18 protein-coding genes are annotated in these 24,740 nt (G+C 61.7%); 9 read left to right on the top strand and 9 right to left on the bottom strand.

Features of this window, described 5'->3' with window-relative positions; translation table 11 throughout:
• Positions 1–161: 161 nt before the first annotated feature.
• The 4 genes from HMPREF3158_RS07395 to HMPREF3158_RS13185 form a co-directional block, all read right to left on the bottom strand.
• Positions 162–2,861 carry a (Fe-S)-binding protein gene (locus HMPREF3158_RS07395; RefSeq protein ID WP_070497916.1) on the bottom strand — a complete coding sequence of 900 codons (2,700 nt, stop codon included), beginning with the start codon at positions 2,859–2,861 and terminating at the stop codon, positions 162–164.
• Positions 2,862–3,007: 146 nt separating this feature from the next.
• On the bottom strand, positions 3,008–4,975 hold the full coding sequence (locus HMPREF3158_RS07400; RefSeq protein WP_070455366.1) for an ABC transporter ATP-binding protein: 1,968 nt from the start codon (positions 4,973–4,975) through the stop codon (positions 3,008–3,010).
• Complete coding sequence (locus tag HMPREF3158_RS07405; protein WP_246816195.1) at positions 4,975–6,666, bottom strand: ABC transporter ATP-binding protein; 1,692 nt, start codon at positions 6,664–6,666, stop codon at positions 4,975–4,977. The genes HMPREF3158_RS07400 and HMPREF3158_RS07405 overlap by 1 nt, the downstream gene beginning before the upstream one ends.
• 147 nt (positions 6,667–6,813) lie before the next feature.
• Positions 6,814–6,993: a hypothetical protein gene (locus HMPREF3158_RS13185; RefSeq protein WP_061924958.1), complete on the bottom strand. Its 180-nt coding sequence runs from the start codon at positions 6,991–6,993 to the stop codon at positions 6,814–6,816.
• Between the two features lie 172 nt (positions 6,994–7,165).
• Here HMPREF3158_RS13185 and HMPREF3158_RS07415 point away from each other — a divergent pair, with 172 nt between their 5' ends.
• The 4 genes from HMPREF3158_RS07415 to HMPREF3158_RS07430 are packed head-to-tail and all read left to right on the top strand — an operon-like array spanning position 7,166 to position 10,775.
• Positions 7,166–7,951: a phosphoadenylyl-sulfate reductase gene (locus HMPREF3158_RS07415; protein WP_061924955.1), complete on the top strand. Its 786-nt coding sequence runs from the start codon at positions 7,166–7,168 to the stop codon at positions 7,949–7,951.
• Complete coding sequence (gene cysD, locus HMPREF3158_RS07420; protein ID WP_061924952.1) at positions 7,948–8,856, top strand: sulfate adenylyltransferase subunit CysD; 909 nt, start codon at positions 7,948–7,950, stop codon at positions 8,854–8,856. Before HMPREF3158_RS07415 ends, cysD begins: the two co-directional genes overlap by 4 nt.
• Complete coding sequence (locus tag HMPREF3158_RS07425) at positions 8,856–10,145, top strand: sulfate adenylyltransferase subunit 1 (RefSeq protein WP_070455369.1); 1,290 nt, start codon at positions 8,856–8,858, stop codon at positions 10,143–10,145. The genes cysD and HMPREF3158_RS07425 overlap by 1 nt, the downstream gene beginning before the upstream one ends.
• A gap of 33 nt (positions 10,146–10,178) precedes the next feature.
• Positions 10,179–10,775 carry a nucleosidase gene (locus HMPREF3158_RS07430; protein ID WP_070455371.1) on the top strand — a complete coding sequence of 199 codons (597 nt, stop codon included), beginning with the start codon at positions 10,179–10,181 and terminating at the stop codon, positions 10,773–10,775.
• 181 nt (positions 10,776–10,956) lie between these two features.
• On the opposite strand, the gene HMPREF3158_RS07435 is transcribed toward HMPREF3158_RS07430, so the two are convergent.
• Complete coding sequence (locus HMPREF3158_RS07435) at positions 10,957–12,390, bottom strand: AI-2E family transporter (protein WP_246816196.1); 1,434 nt, start codon at positions 12,388–12,390, stop codon at positions 10,957–10,959.
• A 107-nt stretch (positions 12,391–12,497) separates the two neighbouring features.
• Complete coding sequence (locus HMPREF3158_RS07440) at positions 12,498–15,980, bottom strand: proline dehydrogenase family protein (protein ID WP_070497922.1); 3,483 nt, start codon at positions 15,978–15,980, stop codon at positions 12,498–12,500.
• A gap of 745 nt (positions 15,981–16,725) precedes the next feature.
• Between HMPREF3158_RS07440 and dnaK the strand changes: the two genes are divergently transcribed.
• From dnaK to HMPREF3158_RS07465, 4 genes are all read left to right on the top strand, one after another.
• Positions 16,726–18,570 carry a molecular chaperone DnaK gene (gene dnaK / locus HMPREF3158_RS07450; protein ID WP_062036964.1) on the top strand — a complete coding sequence of 615 codons (1,845 nt, stop codon included), beginning with the start codon at positions 16,726–16,728 and terminating at the stop codon, positions 18,568–18,570.
• A complete protein-coding gene (gene grpE / locus HMPREF3158_RS07455) occupies positions 18,570–19,316 on the top strand; it encodes a nucleotide exchange factor GrpE (RefSeq protein WP_062036966.1) in 747 nt (248 codons plus the stop codon). Before dnaK ends, grpE begins: the two co-directional genes overlap by 1 nt.
• A 143-nt stretch (positions 19,317–19,459) precedes the next feature.
• On the top strand, positions 19,460–20,689 hold the full coding sequence (gene dnaJ / locus HMPREF3158_RS07460) for a molecular chaperone DnaJ (protein WP_061924930.1): 1,230 nt from the start codon (positions 19,460–19,462) through the stop codon (positions 20,687–20,689).
• Positions 20,690–20,704: 15 nt separating this feature from the next.
• Entirely contained in the window at positions 20,705–21,133 is a 429-nt protein-coding gene (locus HMPREF3158_RS07465) for a heat shock protein transcriptional repressor HspR (protein ID WP_062036969.1), read from the top strand.
• Here the strand turns inward: HMPREF3158_RS07465 and HMPREF3158_RS07470 are convergent.
• Together HMPREF3158_RS07470 and HMPREF3158_RS07475 are read right to left on the bottom strand one after the other, a co-directional pair.
• Positions 21,130–22,257: an alpha/beta hydrolase gene (locus tag HMPREF3158_RS07470; RefSeq protein WP_062036972.1), complete on the bottom strand. Its 1,128-nt coding sequence runs from the start codon at positions 22,255–22,257 to the stop codon at positions 21,130–21,132. The genes HMPREF3158_RS07465 and HMPREF3158_RS07470 overlap by 4 nt on opposite strands.
• A gap of 35 nt (positions 22,258–22,292) precedes the next feature.
• Positions 22,293–22,553, bottom strand: a complete 261-nt coding sequence (locus HMPREF3158_RS07475) for a hypothetical protein (RefSeq protein WP_062036975.1) — start codon at positions 22,551–22,553, stop codon at positions 22,293–22,295.
• 102 nt (positions 22,554–22,655) lie between these two features.
• Between HMPREF3158_RS07475 and HMPREF3158_RS07480 the strand changes: the two genes are divergently transcribed.
• Positions 22,656–23,465 carry a carbon-nitrogen hydrolase family protein gene (locus HMPREF3158_RS07480; protein WP_062036978.1) on the top strand — a complete coding sequence of 270 codons (810 nt, stop codon included), beginning with the start codon at positions 22,656–22,658 and terminating at the stop codon, positions 23,463–23,465.
• Here HMPREF3158_RS07480 and HMPREF3158_RS07485 read toward each other — a convergent pair.
• Positions 23,462–24,709: an FAD-binding oxidoreductase gene (locus HMPREF3158_RS07485; RefSeq protein ID WP_062036982.1), complete on the bottom strand. Its 1,248-nt coding sequence runs from the start codon at positions 24,707–24,709 to the stop codon at positions 23,462–23,464. The genes HMPREF3158_RS07480 and HMPREF3158_RS07485 overlap by 4 nt on opposite strands.
• Between the last annotated feature and the right edge of the window lie 31 nt (positions 24,710–24,740).

Below are 24,740 nucleotides of genomic sequence, written 5' to 3' on the forward strand. Positions count from 1 at the left end.
TCGCAGATAGTTTCATGGCTAAACTTTTTAATCGCGACCTCAAGGTCTGGTTTTCCAGGGGTGCATTTTTAAAAACGCCCTCAGAGTCCACACACTTCCGGTGCCCCAAAATACAAAAATCCGGAGCAACTCAAGGAAGTCGTTGCTCCAGATTTACGAAATTAGTCAGCGGCCGGTGGTGCTGGAGGCGCCGGCGGTGCAGGCGGAGTTGGTGGCTGCGGCGTATCCGCACTCGACTGTGGTGCTGCTGGCGGGGTAGGTGCCTTTGGCAGTGAAGTTGCGCCAGGAGCAGCCGGCGCACTTGGCGGCGCCGGTGTTGGAGCCTTCGGTGCTGGTGCTGCAGGCGCTGCCGGTGTGGATGCCTTTAGTGCCGCGGGTGCAGGCGCTGATGGCGCACTCGGTGCTGCAGGTGCAGGTGGCGGTGTGGCTCCCGACGCGGCTGGCGGTGCGGGCGGAGTTGGTGCTGGCGCTGCTGGTGCTGCAGGCGCTGCCGGCGGCACTGGTGCAGCTGGCACGGCGGGAACTGCAGGTGCAGGAGGAGCTGTTGGTGCGGATGGCGCTTGGGGAGCGCTTGGTGCAGCTGGTGCGGCGGGAGCTGCAGGAGCCGGGGGTGCGGCCGGAGCGGGAGCGGTCGGGGCAGCAGCCTTGGTGGTAGGTGCGCTGGCAGTTGCTTCGGTCGGCGCAGCGGGGTCGACGGTCGTTGCATCTGAAGACGCAGGAGACGCAGGAGCATCCGGGGAGGCCGTGGCAGCTGGCTTTTCGGACGCACGCAGACGGGTAGGCGTGCCGAGGAACGCCTTCGGCCGCGGCTCGGGGAGGGCGCCGTCGGCGTCGGCGACGGAAGCGCGGAGCATGAGGGCAACGTCGGTGACGGCAGGTGCAGCGGACGCTGCTGCAGAACCGGGGGCGTCGGCAAGCGCTTTAACGCCGCCGGTGAACATGACGTTGCAGAATGGACAACCCGTGGCAATCTCCTCCGCGCCGGTGGCGATGGCCTGCTCCGCGCGGAACTCGTTGATGCGGGTGCCTAGCTTTTCCTCCATGAACATGCGCGCGCCGCCAGCGCCACAGCAGAAGGCCTCGTCGCGGTTACGGTCCATCTCACGGAGGGAAACGCCAGTGGCTTCCAGCAGCTCACGCGGCGGATCGAAGACCTTGTTGTGGCGGCCCAAGAAGCACGGATCGTGGTAGGTAATTGGCTTGCGGTTTTCCGGGGTACGCGGGATCGGCTTGAGCAGGCCCTCACGCACTAGGCGGTTGAGCAGCTGGGTGTGGTGGAAGACGTCGAAGTGCCCATCGAAGTCTGGGTACTCGTTACGCAGCGTGTTGAAGCAGTGCGGGCAGGTGGTGATGATCTTGCGCTGGCCTTCCGGAACGCCTTCGAAAGCGTTGTTTAGGGTCTCAACGTTTTGCTGCGCCATCATCTGGAACAGGAACTCGTTGCCAGCACGGCGCGCGGGATCGCCGGTGCAGGTCTCACCAGTAGAAAGCACGCCGAACTTCACGCCCGCCGTGTGCAGCAGGTCCACCACGGCGCGGGTGGTCTTGCGGCCCTGTTCGTCGTAGGCACCGGCGCAGCCGACCCAGAACAGGTACTCCATGTCGGCAAAGTCCGTGGCGTCCTCGCCGATGATAGGCACCTCGATGCCGTCGGCGCGTGCCTCATCGATCCAGGCGCGGCGCTCAGAGTTATTGCGGCCCCACGGGTTGCCCTTGGTCTCAATGTTTTTGAACAGTCCGGTCAGCTCAGAGGGGAAGTCGGATTCCGCCAAGACCTTGAAGCGGCGCAGGTCAGCGATGTGGTCGATGTGCTCGATGTCGGTCGGGCACTGGTCCACGCAGGCGCCGCAGTTGGTGCAGGACCAGAGGACGTCGTCGTCAATGGCGTTTGCCATTGCCAGCACGTTGACGCCCTCGTGCGGGTTGTAGTTCTCGACGGCGGCATCGCGTATGTCCATCACGAACTTCTTCGGACTCAGCGGCTTCTCGGTGTTCCACGCCGGGCAAAGGTCCTGGCAGCGGCCGCACTCGGTGCACGAGGTGGTATCGAGCAGCATCTTCCAGCTGCCGGGGGCGATGTCTTCTTCGAGGTCCGGGGTCGGAAGGGAGCCGAGTGCCTTGTCGCCGCTGACGTTGCGCTGGAAGAAGATGTTGAAAAACGCCATGAAGCGGTGCCACATGACGCCCCAGGTGAAGTGGCGCGAAATCAGGAAGATGAAAATCAGGCCGGTAAGCAGCTTGAACAGCGCGAAGAAGGACACCAGCGCTGGCGAGGCGGGAAGCAGCTTGGCCAGGTGGATGGAAAGGAAATCCGCCCACGGGGAGCCGTGGCCAAACGCCGCGATTTTCGACGCCTTGACCAGCAGCATTCCAAGCCCCTCCAGGAAGACCACGGCCTCGACGATGCGGGCAGGGCCTGGCTGGGAGTTGTAGAAACGGGAGCCGCGCTCGGTGTGTCCATACTTGAGGCGAACGCCGATGAGGAAGCTAATGCCCACAACGGTGGCGATACCGAGGACCTCTTCGATGAAGTGATAGACCGACCAATGCGATAGCAGCGGCCAGCCTCGCGACGGCGCGAAGGTCTGGATATAGGCTTCAAACCAGACGAGGATGCCGAAGAGGAATCCCACCATGACTGCCCAGTGCGCCGCGTTGACGAAGGGGCGGCCCTTGAAGTGCGTGTGGCCGAATACTTCCACCACGACCCGCCACAGGCGCTTGCCTAGGTGGTCGAAACGCTGCAGCAGAGTTGGCCCGCCGGAGCGAATGAAAGCGAACATGCCCCATGCGCGGTACGCAAAGTAGCCCCACACGGGGATCGAAACGAGGATGGCTAGCCAACCGAAGACGGCTGTCATTTCACGGACTCCTTATAAAGTTGCGCGCAGATATAAACAGCCTAAACGGTGGGCGCGCAAAGATGGGAGTCGGTATTCATCGCGGTTTCGAACCGAGCCCAGCCGGCAAACGCGAGGCACAGCTTTTCGACGCACTCGCCGAAAGGCTAGTCCTCTTCGGCGAACTGCGCCTGATTAAGCCGCCAGTAGGCGCCTTCGCGGGCAAGCAGCTCGGCGTGGGTGCCTTGCTCGACGATGCGGCCTTCCTCCATGACGAGGATGAGGTCCGCATCCCGGATGGTGGAAAGACGGTGGGCGATGACGAAGGAGGTGCGGTCGGCGCGCAGCGCATTCATCGCGTGCTGGACGAGCATCTCGGTGCGGGTATCCACAGAGGAGGTGGCCTCGTCGAGGATGAGCAACGCCGGCTGGGCCAGGAAGGCGCGTGCGATGGTGATAAGTTGGCGCTCGCCAGCAGAGATAGCGCCGGCGTCTTGGTCGATGAGTGTGTCGTAGCCATCGGGCAAAGCGCGCACGAAGCGGTCCACGTAGGTGGCCTTTGCTGCTTCGATGACCTCCTCGTCGGTGGCATCTAGGCGGCCGTAGCGGATGTTTTCCATGATGGTGCCCTCAAAGAGCACAGCGTCCTGGAGCACCATGCCCACCTGCGAGCGCAGTTCGGTGCGCGACATTTCGGCGGTGTCATTGCCATCGATAGTGATGGTGCCGGAATTCAGCTCGTAGAAGCGCATGATGAGGTTGACCAGCGTGGTCTTGCCCGCGCCGGTAGGCCCGACGATGGCGGCGGTCTGGCCCGGCTCAACGCGCAGGTTGAGATCCTCGATGAGCGGCTTGTCTTCCGAGTAGGAGAAGTCCACGCCGCGGAACTCCACCAAGCCCCGCGCGCGGCCTTCGAAGTGCGAGGTCGCGGTGTCCGGGCGCTGTTCCTCAGCGTCGAGGAATTCGAAGACGCGCTCGGCGGAAGCAACACCGGATTGGATTTGCTGCATCATGCCGCCCAGCTGGCCCAGCGGCTGGTTGAACTCGCGGGAGTACTGAATGAAGGCTTGTGCGCCACCCAAGGTGAGCTGGCCGTGGGCCACGCGCAGCGCGCCCATCACGGCGATGACCACGTAGGACAGATAAGAGATGAACTGCATGACCGGCATCATCATGCCGGAGAGGAACTGCGCTTGCGATGCAGATTTATAAAGCTCCTCATTGCGCTCATCGAATTCTTCGGTCATGGCGTCCATGCGGCCATAGACCAAGGCGAGGTCGTGCCCGGAGAAGGCCTCTTCCACCTGGCCGTTGAGTTGGCCGGTGGCACGCCACTGGGTGGCGAATTGCTTCTGCGAGCGCGCGCCGATGACACCAATGACGATGCCGGTCAGCGGCAGCGAAAGCAGGGCCACCAGTGCGAGCTGCCAAGACACGGAGAACATCATGACGGTAATGCCCACCACCATGAGCAGGTCGTAGAAGACCTGCGAGACCGCTTGCTGGAGCGCGGTCTGGATATTGTCGGCGTCGTTTGTCGTGCGCGAGAGCAGGTCGCCGCGGGAGTTGGTGTCGAAGTAGTTCAGCGGCAGCGCGTTGACCTTGGCCTGGATGCGTTGGCGCAGGTCATAGACCGCGCGCATCACCAATGAGTTGAGAATATGACCCTGCCACCACTGGAAGAGCGCGGAGACCAAGTACATCGCGATGACGATGGTGATGATGCGGCCCAATTGCGTGAAGTCGATGCCCAGGCCTGGGCGCAGGTCCATGGCGGAAGCCATGTCCGCGAAGGTGTCCTTGCCTTCCGCCCGCAGGCCCTCGATGACCTGCTCCTCGCTGGTGCCCGCCGGCAGCTGCTTGGAAAGCACGCCGGCGAAGATGACGTCGGTTGCCTTGCCCATCACCTTCGGTGCGTAGACCGCGAGGAATACGCAGACGATGTTCATCAATGCGATGATGATAAGCCGCGATTTGAAGGGCATGAGCAGCCCGAACAAGCGCTTCGCGGAAGGCCAGAATGCCTTAGCCTTGCGTGGGGCGTTGCCGGACCAATCGTCCCCGGCGGTCTTGGCTTCGAGTTCGTGGAGCTCTTCTTCGGTCATGCCGTGCGCATCTTGTGCAGTGCTTGCCATTACTGCTCACCTTCTACTGGTGTGGCTTGAGAATCGACGATTTCCTTATAAGTTTCAGAGCCTTCGACCAGCTCGGCGTGGGTGCCACGGGCAACGATGCGGCCGGCTTCCATGACCAGGATTTGGTCGGCGTCCATGATGGAGGACACGCGCTGGGCGACGACCATCATCGTGGCGTCGGCAAGCAGCGGGCTCTCGTGCAGGGCCTGACGTACGTTCGCGTCGGTGACCACGTCGAGGGCAGAGAAGGAGTCGTCGAAGAGCAGCACCTTCGGTCGCGCAACGAGCATGCGCGCGATGGATAGGCGCTGGCGCTGGCCGCCGGAGACGTTCGTTCCGCCTTGGGAAATGGGCATGTCCAGGCCCTTTTCGTCCCTTTCCACGAAGTTTGCTTGGGCGATGCGCAGCGCTTCCCACAGCTCCTCGTCGGTGGCTTCAGGGCGGCCGAGGCGCAGGTTAGAAGCCACGCTTCCGCTAAACAGGTAGGGCTTTTGCGGCACGAGGGACACGCGCTTGACGATGTCCTGGCGGTTCATGCGGGAGACATCCGCGCCGTCGAGAAGCACCTGGCCCTCGGTGGGCAGATACAAACGCGGAATCAGGTGCAGCAAGGTCGACTTGCCGGAGCCGGTGGAGCCGATGATGGCGGTGGTCTGGCCGGGCCGGGCAGTGAAGGAGATGTCGTGGAGGACCGGGGCGTCGGCGCCGGCGTAGGTGAATGTGACGTCACGGAACTCGACGACGCCGTCGTTGCGCTCCGGCGTCACGTTCTTCGCAGGCTCGGCGATGGAAGGCTCGTGCTCCAGTACCTCGGTGATGCGCTTAGCGCAGATAACGGCGCGGGGCAGCATCATGGCCATGAACGTGCCCATCATGACGGCGGCGAGGATTTGCAGCAGGTATTGCAAGAACGCGGTCAGCGCGCCGACTTCCACAAGGCCCTCATCCACGCGGTGGCCACCGAACCACAGCACGGCGCCGGTAGCGACGTTGAGGATGACAGTGATGATGGGGAACATCAGGACGAAAATCTGGCCGATCTTCAAGGAAAGCTGCGTGAGATCGTGGTTGGCCTTGGTGAAGCGCTCGGTCTCGTGGGCCTCGCGGACGAAGGCGCGCACGACACGAATGCCCACGATTTGTTCGCGGAGGGTGCCGTTTAGGGAATCGAGTTTGTCCTGCATGCTGTGGAAAAGCGGCATGAGCTTGGCGATGAGCGCGGAAATCACGCCGAGGAGAACCGCCACGGCGACCCAGACCAACCAGGACAATCCGGCATCCTCGCGCACCGCCATGACGATGCCGCCGATGGACATGATGGGTGCGGCCACCATGAAGTCCAACATCATCAGGTAAACCATCTGCACCTGCTGGACGTCGTTCGTGCCGCGCGTGATGAGGGTGGGCGTGCCGTAGTGGCCCATGTCCTCGGCGGAGAAACGAGCGACGCGGCGAAAGACCTCGCTGCGCAGGTCGCGGCCGACGCCCATGGCGGTGCGGGCTCCAAACCACACGGCGGCGACGGCGGTAATGACTTGGGCGAAAGCTACGGCGAGCATGATGCCGCCGGTGTGCCAGATGTAGTCGATGTCCACCTTGACCACGCCGTTGTCGATGATGTCAGCGTTGAGCGAGGGCAGATACAAGGTGGCGGCGGTGGATAGTGCTTGGAGCACAATGACTGCAAGCACGAAGCCACCATAGGGTTTTGATCGAGAGACCAGAATGCGAACTAGCTCTACTAGACCGACCTTTACTTAAGAATTGAAATTAACTCGGTCGAGTCTAATGCGAATGTGAAGAATGTGACTAGCCGCGTGCAGGTGGTATCGGCTGAATCACGTTTGAGCGTTAAAGGCAGACTGGCGCAAGTTGCGCGCGGCGGGTGACGGTGGCCCAGTCTTCGGGCTGCTCGGTGGGCTGGCGCAGACGAGGTCCACACACATGCCGGCGCCGATGAGCCTTTCAGCTGTGGATAGCGCCGCCGGGCCATCGCCGACGATTGCGACACGCTGCATGGAAACCTCCTTGGTTTATTGTTTATAGACCGTTTTGTCTAATAATCTAGTCTGACCTGTTCAGTTATGGCAATTTTTATTCTTGCATTGCCCCAAGCTCATCGGACTATTCGCGTGTTCAGCGCGCAATGTCTCCTGCACGAATGCGCCGCCTTGCCTAAAGTGAGTCGGCATGACCCAATCGTTAAACCTGCTGGACGGCGACAAGCCCTACCGCGACCCCAGCATTAGCCCGGAAGGCACGCGCGATACCGCGCCGCTCAACCAAGATATTGCCGCGAAAAACGAGCGCCTTGTCGATGAATGGGCGGACAAGCTCTATGCAGAATCCGCCGAAAACATCATGGCGTGGGCTGCAGAGCACGCGCCGGGCCGGCTGGCAGTGACGATGTCGATGGAAAACACGGTTCTGGCGGAGCTCGCGCACCGCGCACAGCTGGACGCAGACCTGCTCTTCATCGACACTGGCTGGCACTTCCCGGAGACGTTGGCTGTGGCCAACGAGGTTGAGGAGCGCTATGCGGACCTCCCCCTAGTCCGCGTGAAACCGCTGCTGAGCCCGGAGGAACAGGACGAAATCTATGGTCCGAGGTTATATGCACGTGATACCAGCGCATATAACCGTATGCGCAAAGTGGAACCGCTGAACATGGCGATGGACCCATACGTTGGTTGGGTGACCGGTCTGCGCCGCGCGGATTCTGAACACCGCGCCACGGCCCCAGCGCTGAGCCTGGACCAGCACGGAAGGTTAAAGATTTCGCCGATGATTACCTGGGATTTGGCAGATACGGATTGCTATATCGCGGACAATGATCTGATTATCCATCCCTTGACGCTGAAAGGCTATCGCTCTATCGGCTGTGCGCCTTTGACCTTCCCGGTGGGTAAGGGCGAGGACGCTCGTTCCGGCAGGATTTTTGGAGACGGCAAGACAGAATGCGGGTTGCACGAATGACACAGAAGAACACACTTTCGCCCCACTTAAAGGACTTGGAAAATGAGTCCATCCACATCCTGCGCGAGGTAGCGGGCCAGTTCGATAAGGTCGGCCTGCTTTTCTCCGGCGGCAAGGATTCCGTGGTGGTCTTCGAATTGGCGCGCCGTGCCTTTGCACCAGCGGTGGTGCCTTTCGAGCTTGTGCACGTTGATACCGGGCATAACTTCCCGGAGGTCATCGAATTCCGTGACCGCTTGGTTGCTGAGACCGGTGCGCGCCTGCACGTGGCTAAGGTGCAAGATTGGATTGACCGCGGCGAGCTGCAGGAACGCCCTGATGGTACACGCAATCCGCTGCAGTCGGTGCCGCTGGTTGAAACCATCGCGCAGCGCCAGTACGACGCCGTGCTGGGCGGCGCCCGCCGCGACGAGGAGCGGGCGCGTGCGAAGGAACGCATCTTCTCCATCCGCGATTCCTTTGGCGGCTGGGATCCGCGCCGCCAGCGCCCAGAGCTGTGGGATCTCTACAACGGCGGCAAGATGGCCGGTGAGAACGTGCGCGTTTTCCCAATCTCCAACTGGACCGAGTCTGATATCTGGGAGTACATCGGCGCGCGCGAGCTGCAGCTTCCTTCCATCTATTACTCCCACGAACGCGAGCTGTTCAATCGCAATGGCATGTGGCTGTGCCCGGGCGAGTGGGGTGGCCCGCGCGAGGGCGAGGAGCTTAAAAAGAAGACCGTGCGCTATCGCACCGTGGGCGATATGTCCTGCACTGGCGCCGTTGAATCCACGGCCTCGACCCCGGAGGAAATCCTGGCGGAGATTTCCGTTTCCACCCTGTCCGAGCGCGGCGCGACCCGCGCGGATGACAAACTTTCTGAATCCGCCATGGAAGACCGCAAGAAGGAAGGCTACTTCTGATGACTAATTCTTCACTCGTCGAACGCCTCACCACCCGCGAGACGCTGCGCCTGTGCACTGCAGGTTCTGTGGACGACGGTAAGTCCACCTTCGTTGGCCGCCTTCTTTATGACACCAAGTCTGTGCTGGCGGACCAGGTAGAATCCATGGAACGCTCCTCGGCGGACCGCGGTTTCGACGGCATGGATTTGAGCTTGCTTGTCGACGGCCTGCGTGCCGAGCGCGAGCAGGGCATCACGATCGATGTGGCCTACCGCTACTTTGCGACGGACAAGCGCACCTTCATCTTGGCGGATACCCCGGGCCATGTGCAGTACACGCGCAACACGGTCACCGGCATGTCCACCTCCCAGGCGGTGGTGCTGCTTATCGATGCCCGACACGGCGTCGTCGAGCAGACGCGTCGCCACCTGAACGTGGCTGCGCTGCTGGGCGTGCGCCACGTGATTTTTGCAGTCAACAAGATTGACCTGGTGGATTATGATGAAGCGACGTTCCGCGCGATTGAGGCGGAGTTTGGTGAGATTGCACGTCGCCTGGGAATTACAGATTCCACGGTCATCCCGATTTCCGCGCTGAAGGGCGATAACGTCGTGGAGAAATCCGCGTCGATGCAGTGGTACACCGGCCCGACGGTGCTGGAAACCCTTGAGACCATCCCGGTGGCCGGTGGCCGCGCGGAGGAGCTGGATTTCCGTTTCCCCATTCAGCACGTGATTCGCGAGCATGCCTCGGACTACCGCGGCTACGCGGGACGCATCAAGGCGGGCACGGTTGCGGTCGGTGACGAGGTGACCGCGCCGCATGGTCGGACGACAACGGTCACACACATCGACACCACCGACGGCGAACTTGGCCCCGACGAGCGCGCGACTGCTGGTGATTCGGTGGTGCTGCGTTTGGCCGATGAAATTGACCTAACTCGTGGTGACCTGCTGGCGGGCAGCGCCCGCCCGGCCGATGTCCGTGAGTTTGCTGCGACTGCGGTGGTGCTCACAGAAAAGGACATCACGCCGGGGCAGATGCTCAAGCTGCGCTATGGAACCTCGCTGGTCAAGGCCCGCGTGGCATCGGTAGACCGCATCCTGGACTTGGATGGTGTGGCTGACGATGAGGCGCCGGAGAAGGCGAGCCTCAACGATATCGCGTACATCACCGTGCAAACGCAGGCTGAGCTGCCTGTTGAGGACTACGCGGCGCGCGGCGCGGTGGGTAACTTCTTGCTCATCGACCAGGCCAATGGCAACACTCTGGCCGCGGGCTTCGTGGGCAAGCGCCTGCGCGGCTAAGGCTTCACCGGTGTAACGGTAGAATTCTTTAATGTGATTGATTACAGCGCCCGCATTCTGTTTGTTGCTGCCGTCGATAAAGAAGCAGCCGCTCTTCCGGAAGGCACGCCTTTACTCGTTACGGGAATTGGTACTCTGCCTGCGGCAATTTCGCTTACTGAGTACCTCACCGTCGCGCGTGAGGAGGGTACTTTGCCGGAGCGCGTGGTCAACATCGGCACAGTGGGCGCGCTGCGCGATGGGCTGGATGGGGTCTATGAGGTTGACCGCGTGGTCAAACACGACTTCCAGCTCAAAGTGTTAAGCGATATCTCCCGTTACCTGCTGCCTGCGGTAATTGAGCTTCCCACGAGCGGCAAGTTCCCGGTTCAGGGCCTGGCCACTGGTGACACGTTTGTTTCCGACACCGCTACTCGTGACCGCTTGGCTGTCGACTCTGGACTTTGTGACATGGAGGGCTACGCCATCGCCGCAGTGTGTCAGCGTTTTGGCGTACCAGTCACCCTGTTGAAGCAAGTATCTGACCCAGCCAACGAGTCCTCCGTTGGCGCCTGGGATGATGCGCTTCCCCGAGCTGCACATGAGTTAGCTGATGCTGTGCGGGAATTGGGCTTTCTACCGCGCTCCTAGCTCGGCGGAATTGGGGCCGGTGCAATTTGGTCCGGCCTTAGATGGTCCGGCCTTAGATGGTCCGGCCCCAAATGGTGAGGAACAAATGGTGAGGTCACGCAACATGCGCCCCAGCAGGTAACTGTAGCCGCAGGAGTTGTGGGGCGACCTCACCATTTGGAGAGCGGGGCCGCGAAGAGGACTAAGCGGAAGCCTTCGGCGCAATCATGTTGTAGAGCTCGCGGACCTTGGCGCGTGGGGAATCCGGGTCGAGTTTCTCCACGGATCGGGCGGCGTCGAGCTCTGGGCTGCTGCCGGAAGCATCGATGTGGGCTTCGGAGTCTTCCTTCTGCTTCTGCAGGCGGGCCTTGCGCTTCGGCTTCGGGGCACCGGTGACAATCTCCGCCTCGTTCGGGTCAACTTCACCAGCGCGAATGGCGGTAACCAGCGCCTGGTAACGGAAGGTGACGCCAATGGTCGCCGCCACCGGCACCGCGAGGAATGCGCCGATAATGCCAGCCAGCGCAGAGCCCACCGTGACAGACAGAAGGATGACCGCAGCGTGCAGGCCCATAGCCTTGGACTGCAGGATCGGCTGTAGGACATTGCCCTCAATCTGCTGGACTGCAACGACCACGAGCAGGGCAAGCAGTGCGGTTGTCAGGCCGTGGGAAACCAGGGCCACGATAACGGCGAGGGCACCGGCGGTAATCGCACCGACCAGCGGAATGAAGCTCGCGAAGAAAGTCACGACACCGATGACGAATGCCAGCGGTACCTGCAGGACCATGAGGCCGAGGCCGATGAGAACGGCATCGACAAGCGCGACGGTGGCCTGGGCCTGGATGTAGCCCGAGAGAGTCTTCCAAATGCGGTTGCACAGCTCAGTCAAGTGCCAACCGGCTGGGAATCCGGTGTACTTGCGCATCCACGGTAGGAACTTCTCGCCTTCCTTAATAAAGAAGAAGGTCAAGAAGAGCATGATGACGATGGTCACCACGATGGAGCTGACCGTGGAGAAGCCGCTCATGACGCCGGTGGCGATGTGGGAGGCCTGGCCCTTAACCGCGTTGGTTACATCATCGATGAGTTGCTGAACCTTGGTCTCATCAATATCGACAGGGAGCTTCTCGCCGAGCTTGATGAGCTCATCGATGCCGCCTTGGGCCTGGTGGATTAAGTCCTGGCTCTGGTTTTTCACGGTCGGCGCCATTGCGGCGAAGATGCCGGTGACGATGGCGAAGAAGCCCAGCAGAGTCGTGGCAGCGGCCAGCGCGCCGGGGAAGCGCAGCTTCGTGCGCATCCATGCGGTCACAGGGTAGAGGACCGTGGCGACCAAGATGGCCAGGATGACTGGCAGGAGGCCGGTCCATAGGAACTTCAGCAGGTAACCAGCAATGGCCGCAGCCGCGATGATGAGGATAAATCGACCAGAGGCCTTTGCCAGCGTGCGGAAATCTTTTGCTAAGACCTCCGTCTTCAGATCCTCACGAATCGGCTTCGGCGCATCGGAGCCCACGCTCTCGGCGTCATTGCTGACGAGTGGCTGCGGTAGCCGGTGCTCGGCATTCTCGGCGCCCTGTGGGACTGCCACGGAGTCTTTGGCAGATGAGGCAGATGTATCTTTGGAATTCACCTGACCTATCTTGCCATATGAATACATCTGCCCGTCTCCTAAAAGTGCAGGAGACGGGCGATTGCTACGCAGCCACGGTTGGCTGCTGGTAGCGGCTGGGCGCCGGGTTAGCGCTCGATGCCGGCGACGGAGCGGATGATGCCGAAGCGGTGCATGGTCACCGATACGGCCTGTTCCAGCAGGTAAGGCAGCAGCTCACGACGGCCGTCGGCCAGAACTGGCTGGTCAAGAATGACGGAGTTGGACTCCACGGCTGCCTCGCGAGCGGTGTCCGCGACGGCGCCGAGCGTGCGTACACGGGCAGACTCGGCGCGGGAGAGCTCGGATGCGAAGGCGGCATCGGAAAGCTGGCGCACCTCGATGCCCAGCACCGCGAGCTGCTCTGCGACGGCCGGGGTAGCGGAGAACTCCACCTTGGTTCCGGTGACTGCGGCGGCGAGTGCCTGGCGGATGACGTCGCGCAGTGCGAAGCCTTCGCCGATGCGCACGCGCAGCTTGTCTAGCAGCGGCACGTAGCGGAAGATGTTCGCCTCCGAAATCAGGCCGGTGCGGTCATGGTCGCGGCCGAATTCTTCCATCCAGGCCAGCTGGTCGAGCTCGGCGGCGCGCCAGAGCCATTCGACGTCGGCGTCGGAAAGCGCGGCGCGGCTTGCCAGGTTACGCAGCTCGTTGGCCACCGCCGTTGGGACGTCGACCTCGCGTGGGCGCAGCTCGCCGTCTGCCCAGGAGCCCATCTGCGGCACGTAGTTCGGGCCGCCTGCCTTGGCGCCTGGGCCCATGACGGACTTCTTCCAGCCTCCGAAGGACTGACGCTGGACAATGGCGCCGGTGATGCCGCGGTTGACGTAGGCGTTGCCGACCTCGACGTTGTCGATCCAGTACTGGATCTCATCGTCGTCGAGGGAGTGGATGCCGCCGGTCAGACCGTAGCCGGTGGAGTTCTGCCACTCGATGGCTTGCTCGAGGGTTTCGGCGTGCATGATGCCGAGCACTGGGCCGAAGCACTCGTTGAGGTGGAACCAGGAGCCCGGCTTCACACCATCGCGGATGCCTGGGGACCACAGGGTGCCTTCCTCATTGAGCTTTTCCGGCTTGAGCAGCCAGCTCTCGCCTGGCTCCAGCTGGGTAAGGCCGCGCAGCAGCTTCTCGCTTGGTGCCTCGGCCAGGCCGTTCATGGTGGTGGTGATGTCATAGCCTGGGCCTACCTTGAGGGTGCGCACGGCGTCGAGAAGCTGGTCGCGCAGGCGCTCGGAAGTGCCGGCGGCGCCGACGAAGATGACCAGGGAGGAAGCAGAGCACTTCTGACCAGAGTGGCCGAATGCGGAGAGATAAAGATCCGCAATAGCCAGGTCAGGGTCCGCAGCCGGGGTGATGATGAGCGCGTTTTTGCCGGAGGTCTCCGCCATCAGGTTCATCTCTGGACGCCAGGAGCGGAAGAGCTTGCCGGTATCGGATGCGCCGGTCAGGATGACAGCATCGACATCCGCGTGGGAGATGAGAGCCTTGCCTGCTTCGCCCTCATCGGTGAGCACGAGCTGGACGAGGTCGCGGTCGAGGCCGTGCTCCTCCAACGCGGCGTGTACGCACTCGACTGCCACCTTGGCACAGTGGACAACCTGTGGCGCCGGCTTGATGATGACGGCGGAACCCGCAGCTAGGGCGGAGAGCATGCCGCCTACCGGAATAGCGATAGGGAAGTTCCACGGTGGGGTGACCACGGTGACGCGGTTCGGGGTGAACTTAGAGCGTGCCTCATCGAGCAGGCGAGCAGAGTGTGCGTAGTAGACGGCGAAGTCGATGGCCTCAGAGATTTCTGGGTCGGTCTGCGTGATGGTCTTGTTGGCCTCGTAGGCTGCGACGTTGATGAGACGGGAGCGGGTAGCCGCCAGCTTGTCTGCCACGGTCTCGAGGACGGCAGCGCGCTCTGCGCCGGGCTTGGCGCCCCACGCGTCGGCAAGCGAAGAGGCGGTGGCAACTGCCGCGTTCACGGCCTCCGGATCGGTGACCTCGTCGATGCCGTGGTGGCCTGGGTCCTGGCTCAGCAGCTTATGCGCCCACTCGCGGTTGGCTTCCAGGGCTGGGTCGGTGTCCGGCTCGTTGGTGAAGCGGCCACCGCGTGGGGCCTGGCGGCCTTCACCCGCAGCCTCTTCTTCGATGCGGTTCTGGGTGCGCTCTGGGCCGGCGAAGGTCTCCCAGCGGTTTTCTACTGCCGCGCGGAAGTGAGCTTCCTGCTGCTCAATCGGGGTGCCGGCACGCTTGTTGCCACGGGAATCGCGCTCCGGTTCATCCGGCGCGAACAGCGCGTAGAGGAAGTTCTGGCTGGCGGAGTTCTCCTCCAAGCGGCGGACTAGGTAAGACACGGCAACGTCGAAGTCCTCCGCGTGGACGACCGGGGTGTAGAGGATCTGGCGGCCCTCGTAGACCTCGCGGACTGCAGCCTGTTGTGCCGGGGACATGCCCTGCAGCATCTCGGAGTCGAGCATGTGCAGCACGCCGCGGGCGTTGCCGAGCTCGTAGCCCAAAGCGGCGGTGAACAGGTTGTGGGTAGCAACGCCGATACGCACGGAGTCGGCGAACTCCGGGCGCACGATGTAATCCAGCAGGCGGTAGTAGTTCGCATCCACGTCTGCCTTGTCGGTGTAGGTAGCAACCGGCCAGCCATGGACCTCACCCTGGACGTGCTCCATGGACAGGTTCGCGCCCTTCACGATGCGGACCTTGACCTTGGCGCCGCCGGTTGCCACGCGCTCCTTGGCAAACTCCGCTACTTCCTGCAGGGCCTCGAAGGTATCTGGCAGGTAAGCCTGCAAGACGATGCCAGCTTCTAGGTTCTTGAATTCCGGCTCGGAGAGCAGCTCCTTGAACAGGCGGATGGTCAGGTGAAGGTCGTGGTACTCCTCCATATCCAGGTTGATGAATACGTTAGGAGAGCGCTTGACGGCCTCTTCATACAGTGGGCGCAAGCGCTCCTTCAGGCGCTCGACGGAACCATCGATGTCCCATGGGTTGAGCTGGGCCACCATGGAAGAAGCCTTGACGGAAACGTAGGTGACCTTTGGGTTCTTGATCAGGTCGAGCGTGCGCTTTGCACGGGAGCGGGCCTCGTCCTCGCCCAGAACTGCCTCGCCCAGCAGGTTGAGGTTGAGGTGCTCACCGGATTCGGCTGCCTTATCCAGCATCTTGTCCAAGGACTCGGACTCAGCGTCCAAAACGAGGTGGCCTACCATCTGGCGCATGCGCAGGCGTGCCAGCGGCATGACCAGGTTCGGCAAAATGGGGCCAAAGAAACCACCCATGCCAACCAGGGTGCCGTTGATAAGGCCTAGGAAGGCTGGGTCGAATCGCTGGGTGATCTTCTTCAGTGCGTTGGCTGCGACCTTATCGTCTTCCGGGCGCATGACTCGGTCGACGAAGTCCATGGTGAATGCGACGCCTTCAGAGTCGCGGAGCAGCTGGGCCAGCTGCTCGGTTCCCTTATCCTGTTCGCCTTCGCTGGCACGCAGCCAGGAATGGGCGCGGGTAACGGCCGCGTCGACGCAGGCCTCGACGTCGCCGGATTCAGGAAGGCGGGTGTGTGCAGAAGTTGTCATAAGCAGTGTGTACCTCAGGTGAATACCTGGCGCTTCCACGCGCTTTTAAATAGATGGGTGCCTTTTAAAGACAGGTATGCAAAAGCTATCTGCGCGCGGAAAGCGTCCAGAGCCGGTTTGATTACTTAATTTCAAGAAGTTGAAAGTGCGGTCTCTAGCGCAGCGTCTGCGCGCAATGCACCGGTGGGCGGTCACCCTGGCGACGGGTACGAGAATGATTCGAATTCATCGCAACCGTCCTTTCCAAATGTTTCCGCACCAATTGCCCTTCCGCTCCGCCAGCGCCTGCCAGCGCCTTTAAAATCCCCGCCGGTAACTGCGAAAATTTGCGCATTCGGGCAGGCGAGAACTTAAGAGGAAAGGGAGTGTGAAGGAGTCAGCTTAGTGAGCTGGATTAAATAAAGTGCGAACCTGTGATCGGTATCGCTAATCGAAAATTAGCGGTCGAAAGGCAGGTTGGTCAAGAGGAGGGGAGTAAGGGGGTAGAGAAATCTTTTCCACCTATAGTCCAAATAGATTTTGGGCCGTTCAACTGGGGGAATATAGAAAATTTCAAAAAAGTTGAGCGAAGTGGGAACAACTTTGGGTTAAGCGCGGTTGAAGAGGTTGAGTGGATCGCGCTCAGGTTCTTGTAGCAAACACCGAAACTTCTGTTAGAGTGGCGCAAGAGCCAACGAGAAGTTGAGCCACCTGAAATCAACTTAAAGCTAAAAACAGTCTTCTAAGACAAGCAAGGAGAAAATTCATGGGACGCGCAGTAGGCATTGACCTCGGTACCACCAACTCGGTTGTTTCCGTTCTGGAAGGTGGCGAGGCTACCGTCATCGCTAACTCTGAGGGTGCACGTACCACCCCATCCGTCGTTGCTTTTGCAAAGAACGGCGAAATCCTGGTCGGCCAGTCCGCCAAGAACCAGGCTGTCACCAACGTTGACCGCACTATCCGCTCCGTCAAGCGCCACATTGGTACTGACTGGACCATCGACATCGATGACAAGAAGTACACCCCGCAGGAGATCTCCGCTCGTACCTTGATGAAGCTCAAGCGCGACGCAGAGGCATACCTCGGCGAGGATGTCACCGACGCAGTTATTACTGTCCCGGCATACTTCGAGGACTCCCAGCGTCAGGCCACCAAGGAAGCCGGTCAGATTGCAGGCCTGAACGTCCTGCGTATCGTCAACGAGCCAACTGCGGCTGCATTGGCATACGGCCTGGAAAAGGGCGAGCAGGAGCAGACCATCCTGGTCTTCGACCTGGGCGGCGGCACCTTCGACGTTTCCCTGTTGGAAATCGGCGACGGCGTCGTTGAGGTTATGGCAACCGCTGGTGACAACCAGCTCGGTGGCGATGACTGGGATCAGCGCATCGTTGACTGGCTCGTTGAGAAGTTCAAGTCCGCTAACGGCATCGACCTGACCAAGGACAAGATGGCCCTGCAGCGTCTGCGCGAGGCCGCTGAGAAGGCAAAGATTGAGCTGTCTTCCTCCCAGTCCGCAAACATCAACCTGCCGTACATCACCGTTGACTCCGAGAAGAACCCGCTCTTCCTGGATGAGACCCTGTCCCGTACCGAGTTCCAGAAGATCACCCAGGATCTGCTGGACCGCACCAAGGCTCCGTTCAACCAGGTCATCAAGGATGCAGGCCTGTCCCTGTCCGAGGTTGACCACGTCGTTCTCGTCGGCGGTTCCACCCGTATGCCGGCTGTTTCCGAGCTGGTCAAGGAACTGACCGGCCGCGAGCCAAACAAGGGCGTTAACCCGGACGAGGTCGTTGCAGTGGGCGCTGCTCTGCAGGCAGGCGTTCTGCGCGGCGAGGTCAAGGACGTGCTGCTTCTCGACGTCACCCCACTGTCCCTCGGCATCGAGACCAAGGGCGGCGTGATGACCAAGCTCATCGAGCGCAACACCACTATTCCGACCAAGAAGTCCGAGACCTTCACCACCGCGGAAGACAACCAGCCTTCCGTTCAGATCCAGGTCTTCCAGGGTGAGCGCGAGATGGCTTCCGCTAACAAGCTGCTCGGCTCCTTCGAGCTCGGTGGCATCGCTCCGGCACCGCGTGGCGTCCCACAGATCGAGGTCACCTTCGACATCGACGCCAACGGCATCGTCTCCGTTTCCGCTAAGGACAAGGGCACCGGCAAGGAAAACACCATCAAGATTCAGGATGGTTCCGGCCTGTCCCAGGAAGAGATCGACCGCATGGTCAAGGACGCTGAGGCACACGCCGAAGAGGATAAGAAGCGCCGCGAGGAGCAGGAGCTGCGTAACCAGGCAGAGTCCACCTCCTACCAGACCCGCAAGTTCCTGGATGAGAACTCCGACAAGGTTTCCGAGGACGTTAAGACCCAGGTCACCGAGGCTGCCGACGCCGTCGATGAGGCTCTGAAGGGCGATGACATCGAGGCCATCAAGTCCGCAGTTGAGAAGCTGGGCACCGTCTCCCAGGAGATGGGCAAGCAGATCTACGAGGCACAGGCCGCTGAGGCCGGTGCTGAGGGCGCCGCAGCTGGTGCCGAGTCCGACCCAAACGTTGTTGACGCAGAGGTAGTCGACGAAGACGAGACCAAGGATGGCGACAAGTAATGACTCAGAACAGCGGAATGCCGCAAAACCCAGGCGACCCGGACAACACTGATCCAGAGGTAACCTCGGCGGACCGCGCTGAGGCAGCTGCCGCGGAAGCACAAGAGGCTCAGGCTGCACAGGACGCGCAGGCTGACTCCGCCGAAGAGGCAGAACTTGATCCAACTTTGGATGCGGATATGGAAGCCGCGCTTGCCGACGTCTCCGCAGAAGACGCAGCCGACCAGGCTGAGGCAGCAGCCGACGCTGCCGCTGACCAGGGCAACTCCCTAGAGGCGCAGCTGGCTGAGCGCACCGAGGATCTGCAGCGTCTGAATGCGGAGTACACCAACTACCGCCGCCGCACCGAGCGCGAGCGCCAGGCTGTCATCGAGGCTTCCAAGGCCAAAGTCCTGGCAGAATTCCTGCCTATCCTTGATGACCTAGAGCTCGCACGTCAGCACGGCGACCTCGAGGAGGGCCCACTGAAGGCTATCTCCGACAAGCTCTCCGGCGTGCTGGAGAAGAACCAGCTGCAGCCATTCGGCGAAGAAGGCGACGCCTTCGACCCGGAAATCCATGAGGCTGTGCAGGATCTCTCTAGTGGTGGCGAGCAGGCAGTCGGTACCGTTCTACGCCGTGGCTACAAGGTAGGCGAGAAGCTGGTGCGCACCGCGATGGTAATCATCGCGGATGCACCGGACGCCTCCACGGAGGCCGGCGAGGGCAGTGCTGAATCTGCCGGTTCGGAATCTGCTTCCGAATAGTGCGAGGTGGCGTCAGGGCTTAAACAAACAAATGCCTTGGCGCCATTTCACTGTTTAGTGAACTTAGAACAAATCTTATTTAGTTATATTTTGTCCCCAATAGCCGCCAAAGCTGGCGGTTTCAAGGAAGGAGGGGATGCCCAGTGAGCGCCAAACCCGAATGGGCAGACAAGGATTATTATGCGGATCTGGGGGTCTCCTCGTCCGCTACGCCAGAAGAAATCAAGCGCAGCTACCGCAAGCTAGCGCGCGAAAACCACCCCGATACCAACCCGGATAACCCCGCGGCAGCCGATAAGTTTAAGCGCGCTGCCGAAGCCTATGATGTGCTTTCCGACGCCACGATGCGTAAGGAATACGACCAGTTCAAGGCCATGCTGCGCAACGGCGGTGGGTTTGGACGGATGGGAGGCGCCGGGTTCCCCGGCGGGTTTCGATCTTCGCACATGGGCCAAGGATCTGCGGAAGAATTCGACCTCTCCGACCTCTTCGGAGGAAGAACGCCTGGAGGAGCGGCTCAAGGCGGCGGTTTTGGGGATATCTTCGGTAGCGTTTTCAACCGCGGCGGTAGTGCTGGCCACACAGCTCGGCCGTCGCGGGGGGCCGACGTCGAAACGGAAATAACCCTCGAATTCCGGGAGGCTGCCACCGGCACCACTATCCCGCTGCAGCTAACTGGCGACGCCCCCTGCACCACGTGCCATGGCTCCGGTTCCAAGTCAGGTAAGACGAGCTCCTGCAAGAACTGTAAAGGCACTGGCTTTACCTCTGAGAACCGCGGAACCTTCGGCTTCTCCGCGCCGTGCACTGAGTGTGGCGGCACCGGTCAGAAGATTGAGGATCCATGCGCGGACTGCAATGGTTCCGGCACCGTGCACCGCACGCGCTCTATCACCGTGCGTATTCCGGCAGGCGTCATCGACGGCCAGAAAGTGCGCTTGGCCGGTCAGGGCGAGGCAGGCCCCAATGGCACGCCAGCGGGCGATCTCTTCGTCGCGGTGAAGGTAAAGCCGGACAAGATTTTCACCCGTGAGGGCGACGATTTGCATGTTACGGTGCCGGTTTCCTTCGCGGAATTGGCGTTGGGTGACACCATTACTGTGCCAACCCTGGATTCGCCGGTTCGCGTGAAAGTGCCGGCGGGCACCCCCGATGGCCGTACGCTGCGCGTGCGCAATCGCGGCATCGAGAAGCGCGGCGGCAAGGCCGGCGACCTTCTGGTTACCGTCCAGGTCACCGTCCCGACCCACCTTGATGGCGCCGCCACGAGTGCGCTGCGCACCTACGCGCAGGCGGAGCGCGACTCCGGTTTCGACCCGCGCGCGGGCTGGGAAGGCAACGTCGCCCATGGAAGCGCCGCAGGTAGCGCATAAAAGGAAGGTGCAACGATGAGCAAGGAAAATCAGGCAGGGGCCAACGCGGTCTATGTCATCTCCGTTGCCGCTGAGCTGTCCGGAATGCACGCGCAGACCCTGCGCACCTACGATCGCATCGGCTTGGTCTCGCCCGCCCGTACTCAGGGCGGCGGGCGCCGCTACTCCGACCGTGACATCGAGTTGCTGCGCAAGATCCAGACTTTGTCGCACGACGAGGGCGTTAACCTCGCTGGAATCAAGTCCATCATTGAGCTGACCGAGGAGCGCGACCAGCTAGAGGCCGAGCGCGATGCATTGCTCGCTGAGGTTCAGCAGCTGCGCGAACGGGTTGGTGAACGCCAGCCGCGCGGCGAGCTCGTGCACGTGCCGCGCTCGACGTCAGTGGTCATGTGGACCCCACGCCGCAGCCGCCGGCGCGTCGAAGCCGGCCACGAAGGCTAGCTTTTAGCCTCCACAATCTTTCCGAGACCCCGCAGAAATGCGGGGTCTTTGAAGTATGAGATGTGGTCTCCTGGCAGGCGGTTTGCGCCTGGTAGTGGGGAAGCCCCAAAGTTGGGAGTGCTCGGATCCGGGCCGTGAATGCCACCGCGCGGGCCGGTAACCACGCCGATGGGATCGTGCGCATTCGTTGCGGCCCAGCTGCGTGCCTGAATGTCATCGGCGCTTTCGGCGGTGGTGCCAGGGCTGCCCACGAAGACCACGTCTTCGGCCACGCCGGGCGCCTTCGCGGCTTTTCCTGCCACGACGGAACCATAGGAATAACCCACCACTATCCGCTGTGAGCGGGAAAAGCGTTTGCCTAATGAGCGTTGAAAGCGGCGTAGGTCCTGCGCGCCACGTGCCGCCGGGGAATCGTGGCCTGCCTGTGCGAGGCTGTCTGGTGCGCGGTAGCCAATCCAGGCCACCGCGGGACCGCCCGTTGCACGCGCTACTGCCCGCGCGCGATCGATACTGCTTTGCCAGCCGGACGGATCCGAAGAATGCACCCCGGAGACCACCGTGGAAACGCTCGCCGCGGAAGTGCCCAGCTGGCCGGGATCGACCAGTGCTGCAACGCGACCGGGCCCGGCTTCAAGCAGCTGCACGTCCGGATTGCTCTCCGCTAGCGCGACGGCCTCTGGCGGGGCGGTGCTCATAAGCATCTGGTGGATGGCCTCGATGGGTAGCTCCTCGTAATCCTCCAGATAGCCGCCGCCGGTGGGCAGCTCTGGCGTGCACAGCGCATCTATTTCTCGGGCGCATGCCCAATCCAGGCCGTCGCCCAAAGCATCGAGCGCATTCAGCATCGCGCCTATCTGGCTGCTCCACGGTTCTATCTCATCCATCCGTGCTAGCAGGCGGGTGGCCTCGGCGCGCAATTGTTCGACCCGAGCCAGGATGGGCGCATAGGCGCGAAGAGTCTCTGCCGCAGCCTCCATGCTCTGAGCGGGTAGTTCGAGTTGTTCCGTGGTGTTTGTCAGCTGGGCGCGCGCGGCGTCGGCAAAAGCGCCAATTATTTCTAGGTCATGCCAACTATTGTGTAGTCCTTGTTTGAAAACGTGCAGGTTAGCAGCGCCAGACTGCATTTCTTGAGAGGCTAAATAAAGGCTTAGCGCGCGTCTCACGGCAGCCCTCCGTCCAGCTTGTTGGCTAGGGAGGCATCGATTTTTCTGCTGTGCCTGATGAACTCATCGAGGTCTTGGAGCATGGCGTCGTGTTGCTTAGCGTTAGCGGCAAGCTGACCGTCCCAGTGTTTTGCCACGCGCGCTAGGGCGCTGGCCGTGCGCGGATACTCGGGCGGCGGCGGGGTAGTGAAGCGGTGCCTTTGGCCCATGTGGGAGCGGATGGTGTTGCGTGCGTTGTCAGCGATGTAGAAATCCATACCTCAAGCTTTGTGGGCCAAGTTCAGTAATTTCTAGACCCAATTTCTGATTAGGGCGAAATCTGTGGATAACTCATCGCGACTCGGCTAGTTTGGGGTGTCATGTTGGTAGCAGCAGTGCAAATTTTGACCGGCGGTAACCTCGAGGAGAACCTTGAGCTGGCCGTGGAGAAGATCCGTGAGGCCGCTGAGAATGGTGCGCAACTGATCGTGTTGCCTGAGGCCACGTCCCAGGCCTTCGGGGCTGGCCGCTTAGACGAGCAGGCCCAGGGCCTTGATGGTTCCTTCGTCACCACCATCCGTGCGGTAGCGCAGCAGCTGGGGGTCACCGTCGTGCTTGGCATGTTCAGCCCAGCGGACACCGTTGAGCGTGATGGCAAGACCATCAACCGCGTGAGCAACACCGCGCTCATCGCGGGCCCGGACGTTCTTGGCGGTTACGACAAAATCCACACTTATGACGCCTTCAATTACAAGGAATCCGATACCGTGCGCGCGGGTGAGGCGCTCGTGGCTTTCGACGTCGCGGGCATTACCGTTGGCGTGGCCACCTGTTATGACATCCGCTTCCCAGAGCAGTTCAAGGAGCTGGCTCGCCAGGGCGCGCAGGTAATCGTCGTTCCTACTAGCTGGGCTGACGGTCCCGGCAAGCTGGAGCAGTGGCGTCTGCTCACCGCGGCGCGTGCTCTAGACTCCACCTCTTATATCGTGGCTGCGGGCCAAGCCCGTCCAGGCGGCGCGGAGATGGCTGGCCAAGACTCTGGTCCCACCGGCATTGGCCATTCAGTAGTTGTAGCCCCCGATGGCACCCGCGTAGTCGAGGCCGGCTACGAGCCGGAGATCATCTACGCCGAGATCGACTCCGACCTCGTTGCCCTGACCCGCAAAGCGCTGCCGGTCCTCGAGGCTTAAGTTTGCGTCCACTCCGACTTCTTCCAGGCCGCCCACGCATCCCAGTCCTCCCAGCCGTCTAGGTCTGCGGCGGATGCGGCCCACTCGTGGCCGCGCTGCCAGGATTGGGCGTGGATATTGCCAGCTGGGATGCCGGCTGCTAGGAGGGATTCGCGTGCCACCTCGACTCGGTCGGCGGGGCCTACCAAGATGAAGCGCTTGTCCTTGGCTCCGTCCTTCTCGTGGTCCTTCTCGTGGCGTAGCACCACGGCGATTGGGTCTTGGGACTCGCCGGCGGTTTCGGATGCGAAGCCCTCTGCCTGCGGCTGCGCGCCGAGCAGCCAGGGATCCTGCTCGCTGCGGGAAATGCTATGAAACGAAAGCTCAGGCAAGAGGGCCTGGAGATTAGCCTGGAAGTGGGTGTCGTAGTGTTCGCCAGGGGAAGAAGCCACGCTGTAGACGCTGAGGTTCTTCGGCACTTCGCCGGCAGCCAAGCAATCTAGGAGAGCGGCGCGGGCGCCCGCCCATCCCGTGCCGAAGCTTATGAGCGCGGTGGCCTTGCCGTCGTGCAAGTTCGGAAAGTTTCCGGCAGGGTTACCCAGGGTCCACCAATCGCCGGGCTTTGCCTTGGCCAGCATAGAGGAGGCGTCGCCAGCCAGCGCAATGTGGAAGAGCAGCTGGCCCGTAGTGTCCGCCGGATGCGCCGGGGTCAGCATGCGCCAGGTGCCGGGCAGCAGCTGCGAGGTGATGGGAAAATGCTGGCCCGCCTCGTATTCGATGGGCGCACCGGATTCCAGCCGCACCACCGCAGTATTGCGGTTGGGGTGTTCTACGGCGACTACCTGCGCGCTGTGGGCCGGGGCGATGCCGGCGATGTCGGCAGCATGCGCCGCCTGTGCCATCGTGGTGCACACAGTGTGGACGGCGCGCTTTGCCACCACTAGCTGGTGCTGAGTCAGTCCCAACGCGATAAACCCCTCGTTCAGGGAGGCCTCGAACTTGGGATAAATCTCTGTGGGGAAGCCGTGGCGGCGGTGCTCCTTGCCTAGCTCGCGGACGCGCTCGATGGTCTCTTCTGGGAGGAAGCCGGCATCGTCAGCCGCATCCAATATCCACGCCACTGCAGGCGCCAGTGCCGGGTGGGTATCACGCATGGATAGAGCGAAGATTTGGCGCGACTCCGCGACGGTGGCAAAGAAGTGCTGATGCACCGCATCGCGGTAATCGTCAGCGTGCCTGCGGATGTGTTCGCCCAATTCCTTCATGCTGGCCCATCCTACTTGCCCGCGGCCGCGG

This window comes from Corynebacterium sp. HMSC06G04, from assembly GCF_001807365.1.
GTDB lineage: Bacteria > Actinomycetota > Actinomycetes > Mycobacteriales > Mycobacteriaceae > Corynebacterium > Corynebacterium simulans.